A 15,345-nucleotide genomic window follows, 5' to 3' on the forward strand; every position below is an offset into this window, starting at 1 on the left:
CCGATGGAGGTCCGGTCAGACCGCGAGGTCGGGCCGGGCCTCAGTCGTCTGCCGGAGCAGCTCGCGCGGCTGCCGCCGCCGTCGAGCGGCGCGCGTCCCGGCAGTCCCTTCCGATGCCCCGGAGGCATCGCCGGACGGGTGAGCAGGCATTGGACGGGTCCTGCCGCCTCGATCCACGCTGCTCCGCAGTGCGCGACGGCGTCGTCAGCGCAGCGACCCGGAGGACCGCCGCCGCCGGGTCCCGTCGGCGCCGCCGCGCGGCGCGCTCGCAGCGAGCGCCCCGACACCAGCGGAGGACCCCGTGCAGCACAGCCAGCACACCGTCGAGCGCGACGTCGACGTCGTCGTCGTGGGGGCCGGCGCCGCCGGCCTGACCGCCGCCACCGACCTGCGCCGGGCGGGCCTGAGCGTCGTCGTCCTGGAGGCCCGCGACCGCGTCGGCGGTCGCCTGCACACCGACGTCGTCGACGGCGCGGTGCTGGAGGTGGGAGGCCAGTGGGTGTCCCCGGACCAGACGGCGCTGCTCGCCACCCTCGACGAGCTCGGGCTGCAGACCTTCCCGCGGTACCGGGACGGAGCGAGCGTCTTCGTCGACGCCGACGGCACGCGCACCCGCTACACCGGCGAGGTGCTGCCCTGCGACCCGCGCACCGAGGCCGAGGTGAGCCGCCTCACCGCCCTGCTCGACGTGCTCGTGGCGCAGGTCGACCCCGACCGCCCCTGGGAGCACCCGGACGCCGAGCGCCTCGACGCGACGAGCTTCGAGGCCTGGCTCGCCGACCAGACCGACGACGAGCAGGCCCGGGTCCAGGTCGCCCTGTTCGTGGCCGGCGCCATGCTCACCAAGCCCGCGCACGCCTTCTCGGTGCTGCAGGCGCTGCTCATGGCGGCCAGCGCCGGCAGCTTCTCGCACCTGGTGGACCCCGACTTCATCCTCGACCGCCGCGTGGTCGGCGGGCTGCAGCAGGTGCCGCTGCTGCTGGCCGGGCAGCTCGGTGACGACGTGCTGCTGGGCCGGCCGGTCCGCACGCTGCGCTGGTCGGCGGGGGAGGACGGCGACGACGACGGCGGGCGCGTGGTGGCCGAGGCCGAGGGCGTCGTCGTGCGCGCCCGTCGCGCCGTGCTCGCCCTGGCGCCCGTGCTGCTGCCGCGCATCACCTTCGACCCGCCGCTGCCGCGCCGCCAGCAGCAGCTGCACCAGCACCTGTCGATGGGCTTCGTGATCAAGGTGCACGCGGTGTACGAGACGCCGTTCTGGCGCGCCGACGGCCTGTCGGGCACCGCCTTCGGCCCGCACCAGCTGTGCCACGAGGCGTACGACAACACCGGCCACGGTGAGGCCCGCGGAACGCTCGTCGGCTTCGTCTCCGACGCCCGCGCCGACGAGGTCTTCGCGCTGTCCGCCGACGAGCGGCGCGAGCGCGTGCTGGCCTCCCTGGCCGCCTACTACGGCGAGCCGGCGTTGCACCCGGTCGTGTACTACGAGAGCGACTGGGGCTCGGAGGAGTGGACCCGCGGCGCCTACGCCGCCAGCTTCGACCTGGGCGGGCTGGGCCGCTACGGCCCCGACCTGCGCACCCCCGTCGGACCGATCAGCTTCGCGTGCTCCGACCTGGCGGGGCTGGGGTACCAGCACGTCGACGGGGCCATCCGCATGGGCCACCTCGTCGCCGAGCAGATCACCGCCGAGCTCCGCGCACCCGTCGGCGCCCTCCGGTGAGCGGCCCCGTGGGCCGCACGGTCGTCGGGTACACCTCCACCGAGGCGGGCCGGGCCGCGGTGACCGCCGCCGCCCGGCTGGTCAGCGCCCTCGGCGGCGAGCTGCACCTCGTGCTGGTCCTGCCCGACGCCGGCCGCGGCGCCGTCGTCCCGCCCGACGCCGGCTACGAGGCGCTGCTGCGCTCCAGCGCCGACGCGTGGCTGGCCGAGGCCGCGGCGCTCGTGCCCGCCGGCGTGCCACACGCCTCCCACGTGCGCCGAGCGGAGTCCGCCGCCGAGGGCCTGCTGGAGGTCGCCCACGAGCTGGGCGCCGCGCGCCTGGTGGTCGGCTCGGGCGCCGAGCGGGGTCTGGGCCGGATCGGCGTCGGCACGGCCGCCAGCGAGCTGCTGCACAGCGCGGACCTGCCCGTCGTCGTCGTCCCGGTCACCGCGGTCGAGGGGGACGACGACGGTGTCGACGGTGGAGGGCCCGCGCTGAGCCGCGTCACCGTGGCCGTCGGCACCCGTCCCGGGGCCGACGTGCTGCTGGAGGAGGCGCTCGCCCTCGCGCGGGCCTCCGGGGCGCCGCTGCGGCTGGTGTCGCTGCAGGTGCTCGACCTGCCGGGGCGCCTGGACCGCGTCGCGGCGGCGGACACCGCCGACGCCCACCTGCGGGGCGTGCTCGAGGAGGCCCGCGCAGCCGTCGGCGCGGCCCAGGTGCAGGACGCGCTGCTGGTGCGCGGCCGCGACGTCGCCGACGCCGTCGGAGGGCTCGGTTGGCTGCCGGGGGAGGTGGTGGTGGTCGGCTCCAGCCGGCTCGCGGCGCCGCACCGCTTGTTCCTGGGCGCCACGGCCGCCAGGCTGCTGCGCGCGGTGCCCGTGCCCGTCGTCGTCGTCCCCCGCACCCGCCCCCAGGGAGGCCGTCCGTGAGCGCCCAGCAGGTCGCACCACCCACCGGAGACCTGTCCAGCAAGGGCCTGGGCGCCGGCACCGTCGGCCTGGTCGGCGCGGTGGTCATCGGGCTGTCGTGCATCGCGCCCGCCTACACGATGACCGCGGCGCTCGGCCCCACCGTCTCCGAGGTCGGCTACCAGGTGCCCGCGCTGGTGCTGGTGGGCTTCGTGCCGATGCTGCTGGTGGCGCTCGGCTACCGGGAGCTCAACCGGGCCATGCCCGACTCGGGCACCACCTTCACGTGGGCCACCCGGGCCTTCGGCCCGTGGGCCGGGTGGATGGCGGGCTGGGGCCTCGTGGCGGCGACCGTGCTGGTGCTGTCCAACCTCGCGGGCATCGCCGTGGACTTCCTCTTCCTCCTGCTGGCGCAGGTGACCGGGAACGGCTCCCTGGCCGACCTCGCCTCGAACACGCTCGTCAACGTGCTGGTGTGCCTGGCGTTCATGGCCGCCGCCACCGCCGTCGCCTACCGCGACATGCAGACCACCCAGCGGGTGCAGTACGCCCTGGTCGGCTTCCAGCTGCTGGTGCTGCTGCTCTTCGCGGGCGTGGCCCTGTACCGGGCCCTCACCGGTGTGCCGGGGAGCGCGACCCCCTCGCCGGAGTGGTTCGACCCGACCGCCGTGCCGAGCACCGCGGCGCTCGCCGCCGGCCTGTCGCTGTCGATCTTCATCTTCTGGGGCTGGGACGTCACCCTGACGATGAACGAGGAGACCAAGGACCCCGACCGCACGCCCGGACGGGCCGCCACGGTGACCGTCGTGGTCATCCTCAGCGTCTACCTGCTGCTGGCGGTCTCGCTGCTCGCCTTCGCCGGGACCGGCGGGAGCGGCCACGGGCTGGGCAACCCCGAGATCCAGGACAACGCCTTCTTCGCCCTCGCGGGCCCGGTGCTGGGTCCGCTCGCGGCGCTGGTGTCGCTGGCGGTGCTCACCAGCTCGGCGTCGTCGCTGCAGTCGACGTTCGTCTCACCGGCCCGCACCCTGCTGGCGATGGGCCACTACGGCGCGCTGCCGGCGTGGTTCGCGCGGGTGCACCCCCGCTTCTTCACGCCCGGCAACGCCACGGTGGCGGCCGCGGTGGTGGCCTCCGCGTTCTACGCGGTGATGCGCGTGGTCAGCGAGAACGTCCTGTGGGACACCATCACCGCGCTCGGCATGATGATCTGCTTCTACTACGGCACCACCGCCTTCGCCTGCGTCTGGTACTTCCGCCGGCAGTGGTGGACGTCCGTGCGCTCGGCCCTGTTCACGCTGCTCTGCCCGCTCGTGGGCGGCGTGGTCCTGGCGGTGCTCTTCGTGACCACGCTGGTGGACAGCACCGACCCCGAGTACGGCAGCGGCTCCTCCGTCGGCGGGGTCGGCCTGGTGTTCGTCCTGGGCGTCGGGGTGATCGGGCTGGGTGCCGTCCTCATGGTGGCCCAGCGCCTGGTGTCACCCGCCTTCTTCCGCTCTGAGACGCTGCGCCGCAGCGACAGCACCGCTGACCTCAGCCCACACCTCAGCCCAGACCGCACCGACAGGGAGCACGCATGAGCGCCACCAGCGAGTACCGGGTCGTCAACCCCGCCACCGGCGAGGAGCTGGACTCCTACCCCACCGCCACCGACACCGAGGTCGAGGCGGCGATCGCCGCCGCCGCCGACGCCCACCGCGGCTGGTCGCGCTCGGCCACCGCCGCCCAGCGCGGCGAGCTGGTGCGCCGCGTCGCCGCGCTGCACCGGGAGCGCCGCGAGGAGCTGGCCGACGCGATCGTGCGCGAGATGGGCAAGCCGAAGGAGGCCGCCCTCGGCGAGGTCGACTTCGCCGCGGACATCTACGAGTACTACGCCGACCGCGCCGAGCAGCTCACCGCCGACCAGCCCATCGACCTGCTGGGCGGTGAGGGCACCGCCGTGGTGCGCCGCGCCTCCCTGGGCCCGCTGCTGGGGATCATGCCGTGGAACTTCCCCTACTACCAGGTCGCCCGGTTCGCGGGCCCGAACCTCGTGGTGGGCAACACGATCATCCTCAAGCACGCCCCGCAGTGCCCGGTCTCGGCGGAGCTGATCCAGAAGGCGTTCGACGACGCCGGCGCCGAGCTCGGCGTGCCGCGCGGCGCCTACGTCAACGTGCGCCTGTCCAACGACCAGGCCGCCGCGGTCATCGGCGACCCGCGCGTCGCCGGGGTCTCGCTGACCGGCTCCGAGCGCGCCGGCGCCGCCGTGGCCGAGATCGCCGGGCGGCACCTCAAGAAGGTCGCCCTGGAGCTGGGCGGCTCCGACCCGTTCGTGCTGCTGTCCACCGACGACCTCGACTCCGTCGTGGAGTCCGCCGTGGCGGCGCGGCTGGACAACACCGGGCAGTCCTGCAACGCCGCCAAGCGCTTCATCGTGGTGGACGACCTCTACGAGCCCTTCGTCGACAAGCTGACCGCCAAGATGGCCGAGGCGACCACGGGAGACCCGTTCGCCGACGGCACCGACCTCGGACCGCTGAGCTCGCTGGCCGCCGCCGAGCGCCTGGCCGACCAGGTGGACCGCGCCGTGGCCGCCGGGGCGACGCTGGTGACCGGCGGCACCCGCGACGGCGCCTTCTACGCACCGACCGTGCTCACCGACGTGGTCCCGGGCAACCCGGCCTACTCGGAGGAGCTCTTCGGTCCGGTGGCCGTGGTGTACCGCGTGGCGGACGAGGACGACGCCGTGGAGCTCGCCAACGACACCGCCTACGGCCTGGGCTCCTACGTCTTCACCACCGACGCCGAGCAGGCCGAGCGGGTGGCGGACAAGATCGAGGCCGGCATGGTGTTCGTCAACTGCGTGCTCGCCGACTCCCCGGAGCTGCCCTTCGGCGGTGTGAAGCGCAGCGGGACCTCCCGCGAGATGGGAACGCTGGCCGCTGACGAGTTCGTCAACAAGAAGCTCATCCGCACCGCCGGCTGAACCCTCCCGCCGTGATCACAGGTCGCCGACCACCTGCCCGGTGTGAGGCGACCTGTGATCACGAGGGGTAGCGGGCGAGGACGAAGTCGCTGATCCGCGTGGCCAGTGCCGCCAGCACCCCGGCCGCGGGGTGCCGCGGGTCCCAGGCGCAGTGCAGCAGGACGCGCAGCTCGTCGTCGTCATCGTCGTCGCCGGTGCCGGTCAGGGAGACGGCGACGCGGGCCAGGTCGAAGCGCGGGTCGTCGGAGACCACGGCCACCCCGCGACCTGCCGCGCTGAGCGCCTGCGCCACGGTGCCGTTGCTGGCCTCGAGCAGGCGGGGGGCGTCGAGCCCGGCCGTGGTCAGGGCCGCGTCGAGCACCCGGCGCGCCGGGTGGCTGGTGGGCAGGACGACGAGCGGCTGCTCGGCCAGCGCCGCCAGGCCCACGCGCCGCACGCCGTCGACGCCGTCGCCGCCGGCCCAGGGGTGGTCGGCGGGCAGGTAGGCCCACACCGGCAGCGGCGGCAGGGCGCGGGACGCCAGCGGGCGCGGCGGACGACCGGCCACGATGACGAGGTCGGCGCCGGCGCGCAGCGCCTCCTGCGCGGACGCGCCGTCGGTCTCGCGCACGGAGGGCACCGGGTCGTCGGGGGCCAGCGTGGTGAGGAACGGCGAGACGACGTCGGTGAGCGTGGTGGTCGGAGCCGCCACCGTCACCCGCTCCAGCGCCCCGCGGGCGTGGACGCGCGCGGCGCGGCGCAGCGCCTCGGCGTCGTCGAGCAGCGCCCGGGCGCGCGGCAGCAGCGCCCGCCCGGCCGAGGACAGCTCCAGCCGCCGCTGCCCCCGCTCGAAGAGGGCCACCCCCAGCTCGCGCTCGAGGCCGCGCAGCTGGCGGGACAGCGACGGCTGCGTCACGTGCACGCGCTCGGCGGCGGCGCTGACCGTGCCGGCGTCGGCCGTCGCGACGAAGTAGCCCAGGGTGCGAAGCTCCACGACCGCTGTTCTGCCAGAGCGCGGGCCGCCGCGTCCAGGCGGTGACCGCCCCTCCACCCGCATGCCCCGCAGGCATGGTGGAGCGAGACCGCCGGCATTGGACGGCATGACCGGCGCAGCTCCACGCTGACCGAGGACGGCGAGCGCGGCACAGCGACCAGCCGCCCGCCCGACCAGACCTCGACGAGGAGCGCCCCGTGACCCAGCTCGCCGACCGCACGCCCTCCGGCACCACCGGCTCGAACGGCGCGCCCCTCCTCGACGCGCTGCCGCAGTCGCGCCACCTCGCCACCGAGCTGCCCGGCCCGCGCTCGCGAGCGCTCATGGCCCGCAAGACCTCCGCCGTCGCGGGTGGCGTCGGCACCACGGTGCCCGTCTTCGCAGCGCGCGCCGGCGGCGGGATCGTCGAGGACGTCGACGGCAACCGCTTCGTCGACCTCGGCTCCGGCATCGCCGTGACCACGGTCGGCGCGAGCAACCCGGCCGTGGTGGCCGCCGTCCAGGAGCAGGTGGCGGCCTTCACCCACACCTGCTTCATGGTCACCCCCTACGAGCCGTACGTGGCCGTGGCCGAGAAGCTCAACGAGGTCACCCCCGGTGACCACGCCAAGAAGACGGCCCTGTTCAACTCCGGCGCCGAGGCGGTCGAGAACGCCGTCAAGATCGCCCGGCACGCCACCGGGCGCGACGCCGTCGTCGTCTTCGACCACGCCTACCACGGCCGCACCAACCTCACGATGGCCATGACCGCCAAGGCCATGCCCTACAAGAGCGGCTTCGGCCCCTTCGCCGGCGAGGTCTACCGCGCCCCGATGAGCTACCCCTTCCGCGACCCCGAGGGCATGACCGGCGAGCAGGCCGCGGCCCGCGCCATCGCCGTCATCGAGGCGCAGGTCGGCGCCGACCAGGTCGCCTGCGTGGTCATCGAGCCCGTCCAGGGCGAGGGCGGCTTCATCGAGCCCGCGCCCGGCTTCCTGCCCGCGCTGGCCGCGTGGTGCCGCCAGAGCGGCGCGCTGTTCGTGGCCGACGAGGTGCAGACGGGCGTCGCCCGCACCGGGGACTGGTTCGCCTGCGACCGCGAGGGCGTCGTCCCCGACCTCGTCGTGGTGGCCAAGGGCGTCGCCGGGGGCATGCCGCTGTCGGCCGTCACCGGCCGCGCCGAGCTGGTCGACGCCGTCCACACCGGCGGGCTCGGCGGCACCTACGGCGGCAACCCCGTCGCCTGCGCCGCGGCGCTGGCGGCGCTGGACAGCGTCGAGCGCGACGGACTGCTGCAGCGCGCCCGCGCCGTGGAGGCGCTGGTCACGGGGCGCCTGCACGCGCTGGCCGCCCGTGACAGCCGCGTCGGGGACGTGCGTGGCCGCGGCGCGATGCTGGCCGTGGAGCTGGTCGGCGCGGACGGCCTCACCCCCGACCCGGCGCTCGCCGCGGCGGTCGCCGGCGCCGCCAAGGCGCAGGGCGTCATCGTGCTGACCTGCGGCACCCACGGCAACGTGCTTCGCTTCCTGCCGCCGCTGACGATCAGCGACGAGCTGCTCCACGACGCCTTCGACGTGCTCGACGCCGCCTTCGCGGCCACCTCGACGACGACGGCGAGCGCCCGGTGACCGCCGTCGAGCACCGCCCGGCCGCGCCGGCCGGTCCCGGCGCCGACCTCGCGCACGGCCCCGCCCTCGAGGTCCTGATCGCCGAGCTCGAGCCCGCCCGCGCCGTCCTCGTCGGGGGTCGCGCCCTGTCCGGAGCCGGCACCTTCCCGGTGGAGGACCCGGCCACCCTCGAGGTGCTCGCGCACGTCTCCGACGGGACCGCCGCGGACGCGACGGCCGCCGTGGACGCCGCCGCGGCCGCCTTCGACGCCTGGCGGCGCACCCCGCCGCGCGAGCGCGCCGAGGTGCTGCGCCACGCCTTCGAGCTGCTCGTGCGCGACGCCGACCGCCTCGCCGCCCTGGTCAGCGCCGAGAACGGCAAGTCGCTGGCCGACGCCCGCGGCGAGGTCCTCTACTCCGCGGAGTTCTTCCGCTGGTACGCCGAGGAGGCCGTGCGCCCCCACGGGGACTTCGGCAGCTCGCCCGCGGGCGGCACCCGCACGGTCGTGACCCACCGCCCGGTGGGCGTGGCCGCGCTCGTGACGCCGTGGAACTTCCCGGCGGCCATGGCCGCCCGCAAGATCGCCCCGGCGCTCGCCGCGGGGTGCACCGCGGTGCTCAAGCCCGCCGCCCAGACGCCGCTGACGGCCGTGGCCGTGGTGCGCCTGCTGGCAGAGGCGGGCGTGCCCGACGGCGTCGTCAACCTCGTCCCCACCACGGACCCCGGCGCGGTGGTGTCCACCTGGCTGACCGACGAGCGCGTCCGCAAGCTGTCCTTCACCGGGTCCACCGGCGTGGGCCGGCTCCTGCTGCGCCAGGCCGCCGACCGCGTGCTGACCACCTCGATGGAGCTCGGCGGCAACGCCCCCTTCGTCGTCCTGCCCGGAGCGGACGTCGAGGCCGCGGTTGCCGGTGCGATGACCGCGAAGTTCCGCGGCGGGGGCCAGGCCTGCACCGCGGCCAACCGCTTCTACGTGCACGCCTCCCTCGCGCAGGAGTTCACCGCGCGGTTCGGCGCCGCCGTCGAGGCGCTCACCGTGGGGCCGGCGAGCACGGGCGCGCAGGTGGGCCCGCTCATCTCCGAGCGCGAGCGCGCGGGCGTCGAGGCGCTCGTGGACGGCGCCCTCGCGCAGGGCGCGCGCGTCGCCGCGCGCGCCGCCGTCCCCGGGCACCTCACCGGCCACTTCCTCGCCCCGGTGCTGCTGGTCGACGTGCCCGCCGACGCCGACGTGCTGGACGAGGAGCTGTTCGGACCGGTGGCCCCCGTCGTCGTCTTCGACGACTCCTGGGGCGCCACCACCGGGTGGGACGGGCTGCTGGAGCGCGTCAACGGTTCCGAGATGGGTCTCGCGGCGTACGTGTTCGGCCCGCTCGGCGAGGCGCTGCGCTTCTCGGAGGAGGTCGAGGCCGGCATGGTCGGCGTCAACCGCGGGCTGGTCTCGGACCCCGCGGCGCCGTTCGGCGGGATGAAGCAGTCCGGGATCGGCCGCGAGGGCGCCCGCGCGGGCGTGGAGGAGTACCTGGAGACCCAGTACCTCTCCGTCGCCTGGTGACGGGTCGTTGACGGACCGTTGACGGGCCGTTGACAGGTCGCTGACGGGCGGGGCTCGGAGGCGGCTCCTATCCTCGGCTCGTGGCCCTGGTGCTGGTCGTCGACGACACGGCGCAGATCCGCATGCTCATCCGCCTCAACCTCGAGCTCGAGGGGCACGAGGTCGACGAGGCGGCTGACGGCGAGGAGTGCCTCGTCCGCCTGCGCGACCCCGCCGCGCCGCGCCCGGACGTCGTGACCATGGACGCCGTCATGGAGCCGCGCGACGGGTGGAGCGCCGTGGCGGAGATCCGCCGCGACCCGGCCCTGGCCGACATCCCCGTGGTGATGGTCACCGCCAGCGTGCAGGCCCACCAGCGCGCCCGCGCCGTGCAGGTGGGCGTCGACGCGCTGGTCGCCAAGCCCTTCGAGCCCACGGCGCTCATCCAGGTCGTCGAGGACCTCGCCGCCGCCGGCAGGCCCCCGCGGGGCGCCAGCGCGGCACCGGTGCGCCAGTAGGCGCCAGTAACCTGGGGGAGTGACCCCCGAGGAGCTGTCGGCAGCCATCCGCGCCTGCCTCACCGGCGCCGTCGACGCCGGTGAGCTGAGCCTCCCGGCGGGCGCCGTCCCGCAGGCCGTCAAGGTCGAGAGGCCGCGCAACCGCGACCACGGCGACTGGGCCACCTCGGTGGCGCTGCAGCTGTCCAAGCCCGCCGGTGTGCCGCCCCGGAAGGTCGCCGAGGTGCTCGCCGTGCGCCTGTCCGGCGTGGCTGGCGTGAAGAGCGTCGACGTGGCCGGTCCGGGCTTCCTCAACGTCGTCCTCGACGCCGCCGCCGCTGGCGAGCTCGCCCGCACCGTGGTGGAGGCGGGTCCCGCCTACGGCCGCACCGAGGCCCTGGCCGGACGGAGGGTCAACCTCGAGTTCGTGTCCGCCAACCCCACCGGCCCGGTGCACCTGGGCGGCACCCGCTGGGCCGCCGTCGGAGACTCCCTGGCCCGTGTGCTCCAGGCGGTCGGCGCCGACGTCACCCGTGAGTACTACTTCAACGACCACGGCGCCCAGATCGACAGGTTCGCCCGCTCGCTGCTGGCCCGCGCGCTCGGCCAGGAGGCCCCCGAGGACGGCTACGGGGGCGACTACATCGAGGAGATCGCCTCCACGATCGTCCGCGACGCGCTCGCCGCCGGGGCGCCGGACCCGAGCACCCTGCCCGAGGCGGAGGCGCTGGAGGCCTTCCGCAGCCGCGGCGTGGCGCTCATGTTCGACGAGGTCAAGGGCAGCCTGCACGACTTCCGGGTCGACTTCGACGTCTACTTCCACGAGGACTCCCTGCACACCTCCGGCGCGGTGGCGTCGGTGGTGCAGCAGCTGAAGGACTCGGGCCGCCTCTTCGAGTCCGACGGCGCGTGGTGGCTGCGCTCCACGGAGTTCGGCGACGACAAGGACCGCGTCGTCATCAAGTCCGACGGCAACCCCGCCTACGTGGCCGGTGACCTCGCCTACCTGCGCGACAAGCGCGCCCGCGGCTTCGACCTGTGCATCTACCTGCTGGGCGCCGATCACCACGGCTACGTCGCCCGCCTCAAGGCCGCCGCTGCCGCGTTCGGTGACGACCCCGCGGTGGTGGAGGTGCTCATCGGTCAGATGGTCAACCTCGTCCGCGACGGCGTGCCCGTCCGCATGAGCAAGCGCGCCGGCACCGTGGTGACGATGGAGGACCTCGTCGGGGCCGTGGGCGTGGACGCCGCCCGGTACGCCCTGGTCCGCTCCAGCGTCGACTCCCAGATCGACGTCGACCTCGACCTGCTGGTCAAGCGCACCAACGACAACCCCGTCTTCTACGTGCAGTACGCCCACGCCCGCACCTCCGGGGTGGGCCGCAACGCCCGCGACCTGGGTGTGCGCACCGAGGACGGCTTCGACCCGTCGGTGCTCGACCACGCCACCGAGTCCGCGCTGCTGGCCGCCATCGGCGACTTCCCCCGCGCGGTGGCGCAGGCCGCCGAGCTGCGCGAGCCGCACCGCGTGGCCCGCTACCTGGAGGCCCTCGCCGGCAGCTACCACAAGTGGTACGACGAGCGCCGCGTGACGCCGATGGGCGAGGAGGCCGTCACCGACGTCCACCGCACCCGCCTGTGGCTCAACGACGCCACCCGCACGGTGCTGGCCAACGGCCTGGCGCTGCTGGGCGTCTCCGCCCCGGACCGCATGTGATCGAGGAGAGCGTCCTGTGAGAGCACACCCTGCCGGGCCGCAGCACGCCGCGGGCCTCGGTGGCCCCGGCTGGCTGACCGAGCCCGACGACCCGAACGACCTCCTCCCCTCGCTGTGGCCGAGCACGGCGCGGCGCGGCGCCGACGGCGTCGTCAGCGTCGGCGGTGTCCCCGTCACCGAGCTGGCCGCCCAGCACGGCACCCCCGCCTACGTGGTGGACGAGGCGGACTTCCGCGCCCGCGCCACGGCGTTCCGCGACGCCTTCGCGGAGGCGTTCGCCGACGCCTGCGGCGGCGCCGACGTGTACTACGCGGCGAAGGCCTTCACGTGCACGGCCGTGGCCCGGTGGCTCGCCGAGGACGGCCTGCGCTACGACGCCTGCACGGGCGGGGAGCTGGCGGTGGCGCTGCGCGGCGGCACCGACCCGGCGCACGTGCTGCTGCACGGCAACAACAAGTCCGACGACGAGATCACCCGCGCCGTGCGCGCCGGGGTGGGCAAGGTCGTCGTCGACGGCTTCCACGACATCGACAGGACCGCCGACGCCGCCCGCGACGCCGGTGTGCGCCAGGGCGTGCTCATCCGCACCACCGTCGGCGTCGAGGCGCACACCCACGACTACATCGCCACGGCCCACGAGGACCAGAAGTTCGGCCTCTCCCTGGCCTCCGGGCAGGCCGCCGAGGCGGTCCGCCGGGTGCTCGCGCGCCCCGAGCTGGAGCTGCGCGGGCTGCACAGCCACATCGGCAGCCAGATCTTCGACGTCTCCGGCTTCGAGGTGGCCGCCCGCCGCCTCCTGGGCCTGCACGCGCAGGTGCTGGCCGAGCACGGGGTGGAGCTGCCCGAGATCGACCTGGGCGGCGGCTTCGGCATCGCCTACACCACCCAGGACGCCCCGCTGAGCCCGGCGGACCTGGCGCGCGGCATGGCCGAGGTCGTCACCGCCGCGTGCGCGCAGCTCGGGGTGGCGGTGCCCAAGGTCTCCGTGGAGCCCGGGCGGGCCATCGCCGGCCCGGCCGGCGTGACGCTGTACCGCGTGGGCTCCACCAAGGACGTCGCGCTGGACGGCGGCCTGCACCGGCGCTACGTGGCCGTGGACGGCGGGATGAGCGACAACATCCGCACCGCCCTGTACGACGCGGACTACTCCGCCACGCTCGGCGGGCGCCGCTCGGGCGAGCGGCCCGTGCTGAGCCGCGTGGTGGGCAAGCACTGCGAGAGCGGTGACGTGGTGGTCAAGGACGAGTTCCTCCCGGAGGACCTGGCCGCCGGCGACCTGCTCGTGGTGCCCGCCACTGGCGCCTACTGCCACAGCATGGCCAGCCAGTACAACCACGTGCCGCGCCCGCCCGTGGTCGCCGTCAAGGACGGCCAGAGCCGCGTGCTGGTCCGCCGCGAGACCGAGGACGACCTGCTGGCCCTCGACGTCGGCTGAACGGCCCCGCGGGGCGCGCGAGCGCTGCGGGGGCCGCACCTGGCAGGATCGGGGGCGTGGCGATCGCTTACTGGCTCATGGGTGTCGGGTCCGTGCTGGTCTTCCTGGGCCTGCTCAACGGCGACATCTCGACCCTGCACAACATCTCGAAGTTCGGCGGCATCGTGATGATCGCGGTCGGCCTGGTGGCCTCCGCGCAGATCGCCTCCAAGCGCCGGCAGCAGGAGCGGCTGGCCCGCATCCAGGCCGGGCTGCCGCAGGCCGAGCCGCTCGGGCGCGGCGGCGCAGCCCACTGACGCGCCGCCGCTCCGTCGTCGTCGTCGGTCTCCTCAGACCGGCGGGAGCACGCGGGTCGGCACGGCCGGGTCTCCCTTGGACAGGGCCAGGCCCTCCCACGGCAGGCTGACGAGCACCTCTCCGAGGTGGTCGCGCGCTGCCTGCAGCCCTGAGCCGCTGGAGGCGGGGCCGACGCGCTCACCGCCACGCACCAGCGGCACCTGCAGCGCGCGGTCACCCGGCTCGGCGGGCGGGGGACCTCCGGCGCTGACGACCTCCTCGGTCGCGGTGCCCGAGCTGCGGTGCCGGCGCACGGCCCACTTGCGCCCGCCGTGGCTCGCCTTGGACTCCGAGCGCTTGGCCACCGGGCGCCCGTCGACCTCGACCAGCTTGTAGACCATGCCCGCGGTGGGTGACCCGGAGCCCTGCACGACCGAGGTGCCGACGCCGTAGGCGTCGACGGGGGCGGCGCGCAGCGCGGCGATGCCGAACTCGTCCAGGTCTCCGGACAGCACGATCCGGGTGCCCGTGGCGCCCAGGGAGTCGAGCTGCTGGCGCACCTGCACGGCCAGGACGGCGAGGTCGCCGGAGTCGATGCGCACCGCACCCAGCTCCGGCCCCGCCACCCGCACCGCGGTCTCGACGCCGGCGCGGATGTCGTAGGTGTCCACCAGCAGCGTGGTGCCCGTGCCGAGCGCCGCCACCTGCGCGCGGAACGCCTCCTCCTCGGAGTCGTGGAGGAGCGTGAACGCGTGCGCCGAGGTGCCCGAGGTCGGCACGCCGTACCGCCGGCCCGCCTCGAGGTTGCTGGTGGACGCGAAGCCCGCCAGGTGCGCTGCCCGCGCGGAGGCCACGGCGGCCTCCTCGTGGGTGCGGCGGCTGCCCATCTCGATGATCGGCCGGTCACCGGCGGACACCACCATGCGGGCGGCGGCGGACGCGACGGCCGAGTCGTGGTTGAGGACCGCCAGCACGAGGGTCTCCAGCACCACGGCCTCCTCGAAGGTGCCGGTGACGGTCAGCACGGGGGAGCCGGGGAAGTACACCTCGCCCTCGGCGTAGCCGTCGACGTCGCCGGTGAAGCGCCAGGCGGCCAGGTGCTCCAGCGTCTGCTGCGACAGCCGGCCGGCCGCGCGCAGGGCCTCCAGCACCGGCTCGTCGAAGCGGAACCGCTCCAGCGCGTCGAGCACGCGCGCGGTCCCCGCGACCACGCCGTAGCGGCGGCCGTCGGGCAGGCGCCGCGCGAAGACCTCGAAGGTGCAGTGCCGCTGGGCCGCGCCGCTGCGCAGGGCGGACTCCAGCATGGTCAGCTCGTACGCGTCCGTCAGCAGCGCGGTGCTGGGCAGGGTCGTCTCCACGGGGTCACCGTAGGATGGGCGCGCGTGAGCACCCACCGGACGGACGCACGGTGATGGCCTGTCGACAGCCCGTGCTGGTCGCTGCTGCTGCAGCGCCCGTCGTCGCCACCGCTGCACCGGCCGAGGCCGAGGAGCGCGTCGCGGCGCCCGACGGCGAGCTGGCCAAGCCCTGGGTCACCATCGTGTGGAACGACCCCGTCAACCTCATGTCGTACGTGACCTACGTCTTCCAGACGTACTTCGGCCACCCGAAGGAGAAGGCCGAGAAGCTCATGCGCGACGTGCACGAGGCGGGCCGCGCGGTGGTCTCCAGCGGCAGCCGCGAGGAGATGGAGCGCGACACCGAGGCCATGCACGCCTACGGCCTGTGGGCCACCTTCGCGAAGGACTCCTGAC

The 15,345-nt window shown here is 75.1% G+C and carries 13 protein-coding genes; 11 read left to right on the plus strand and 2 right to left on the minus strand.

Translation table 11 applies throughout. The annotated features are described in order from the left end of the window. The first annotated feature begins 301 nt into the window (after positions 1 to 301). The 4 genes from FMM08_RS02775 to FMM08_RS02790 are packed head-to-tail and all read left to right on the plus strand — an operon-like array spanning position 302 to position 5,575. Positions 302 to 1,720, plus strand: coding sequence for a flavin monoamine oxidase family protein (locus tag FMM08_RS02775; RefSeq protein ID WP_147924739.1), 1,419 nt, complete (start codon positions 302 to 304; stop codon positions 1,718 to 1,720). Continuing rightward, positions 1,717 to 2,628 carry a universal stress protein gene (locus tag FMM08_RS02780; RefSeq protein WP_147924740.1) on the plus strand — a complete coding sequence of 304 codons (912 nt, stop codon included), beginning with the start codon at positions 1,717 to 1,719 and terminating at the stop codon, positions 2,626 to 2,628. Before FMM08_RS02775 ends, FMM08_RS02780 begins: the two co-directional genes overlap by 4 nt. Continuing rightward, on the plus strand, positions 2,625 to 4,187 hold the full coding sequence (locus FMM08_RS02785; RefSeq protein WP_147924741.1) for an APC family permease: 1,563 nt from the start codon (positions 2,625 to 2,627) through the stop codon (positions 4,185 to 4,187). The genes FMM08_RS02780 and FMM08_RS02785 overlap by 4 nt, the downstream gene beginning before the upstream one ends. Next, a complete protein-coding gene (locus FMM08_RS02790) occupies positions 4,184 to 5,575 on the plus strand; it encodes an NAD-dependent succinate-semialdehyde dehydrogenase (protein WP_147924742.1) in 1,392 nt (463 codons plus the stop codon). The genes FMM08_RS02785 and FMM08_RS02790 overlap by 4 nt, the downstream gene beginning before the upstream one ends. A 58-nt stretch (positions 5,576 to 5,633) precedes the next feature. Here FMM08_RS02790 and FMM08_RS02795 read toward each other — a convergent pair whose 3' ends face one another. Continuing rightward, on the minus strand, positions 5,634 to 6,548 hold the full coding sequence (locus FMM08_RS02795) for a LysR family transcriptional regulator (protein ID WP_147924743.1): 915 nt from the start codon (positions 6,546 to 6,548) through the stop codon (positions 5,634 to 5,636). Positions 6,549 to 6,745: 197 nt separating this feature from the next. On the opposite strand from FMM08_RS02795, the gene gabT reads away from it, so the two are divergent. From gabT to FMM08_RS02825, 6 genes are all read left to right on the plus strand, one after another. After that, entirely contained in the window at positions 6,746 to 8,155 is a 1,410-nt protein-coding gene (gabT, locus tag FMM08_RS02800) for a 4-aminobutyrate--2-oxoglutarate transaminase (protein ID WP_222710320.1), read from the plus strand. Positions 8,156 to 8,229: 74 nt separating this feature from the next. Then, the gene (locus FMM08_RS02805) at positions 8,230 to 9,687 is read left to right on the plus strand and encodes an NAD-dependent succinate-semialdehyde dehydrogenase (RefSeq protein WP_439653543.1); all 1,458 of its coding nucleotides are present in this window, start codon (positions 8,230 to 8,232) and stop codon (positions 9,685 to 9,687) included. Between the two features lie 80 nt (positions 9,688 to 9,767). Beyond that, the gene (locus FMM08_RS02810; protein WP_222710322.1) at positions 9,768 to 10,184 is read left to right on the plus strand and encodes a response regulator; all 417 of its coding nucleotides are present in this window, start codon (positions 9,768 to 9,770) and stop codon (positions 10,182 to 10,184) included. Between the two features lie 19 nt (positions 10,185 to 10,203). Beyond that, positions 10,204 to 11,880 (plus strand): arginine--tRNA ligase, encoded by a 1,677-nt coding sequence (argS, locus tag FMM08_RS02815; protein WP_147924744.1) that lies wholly within the window; start codon positions 10,204 to 10,206, stop codon positions 11,878 to 11,880. A gap of 16 nt (positions 11,881 to 11,896) precedes the next feature. Then, positions 11,897 to 13,315 carry a diaminopimelate decarboxylase gene (gene lysA / locus FMM08_RS02820; protein ID WP_147924745.1) on the plus strand — a complete coding sequence of 473 codons (1,419 nt, stop codon included), beginning with the start codon at positions 11,897 to 11,899 and terminating at the stop codon, positions 13,313 to 13,315. Positions 13,316 to 13,371: 56 nt separating this feature from the next. After that, entirely contained in the window at positions 13,372 to 13,611 is a 240-nt protein-coding gene (locus FMM08_RS02825) for a hypothetical protein (RefSeq protein WP_147924746.1), read from the plus strand. A 33-nt stretch (positions 13,612 to 13,644) separates the two neighbouring features. On the opposite strand, the gene FMM08_RS02830 is transcribed toward FMM08_RS02825, so the two are convergent. Then, a complete protein-coding gene (locus tag FMM08_RS02830; protein WP_369431652.1) occupies positions 13,645 to 14,895 on the minus strand; it encodes a nicotinate phosphoribosyltransferase in 1,251 nt (416 codons plus the stop codon). A 128-nt stretch (positions 14,896 to 15,023) separates the two neighbouring features. On the opposite strand from FMM08_RS02830, the gene clpS reads away from it, so the two are divergent. Further along, positions 15,024 to 15,344, plus strand: coding sequence for an ATP-dependent Clp protease adapter ClpS (gene clpS / locus FMM08_RS02835; protein WP_369431653.1), 321 nt, complete (start codon positions 15,024 to 15,026; stop codon positions 15,342 to 15,344). The last annotated feature ends 1 nt before the right edge of the window (position 15,345 follow it).

This window comes from Quadrisphaera setariae (genome assembly GCF_008041935.1).
Classification (GTDB): Bacteria; Actinomycetota; Actinomycetes; order Actinomycetales; family Quadrisphaeraceae; genus Quadrisphaera; species Quadrisphaera setariae.

Excerpts from the sequence above, each read along its gene's own strand:
- FMM08_RS02790 (WP_147924742.1), top strand. The coding sequence starts at position 4,184 with ATGAGCGCCACCAGCGAGTACCGGGTCGTCAACCCCGCCACCGGCGAG.
- FMM08_RS02830 (WP_369431652.1), bottom strand. The coding sequence starts at position 14,895 with ATGCTGGAGTCCGCCCTGCGCAGCGGCGCGGCCCAGCGGCACTGCACC.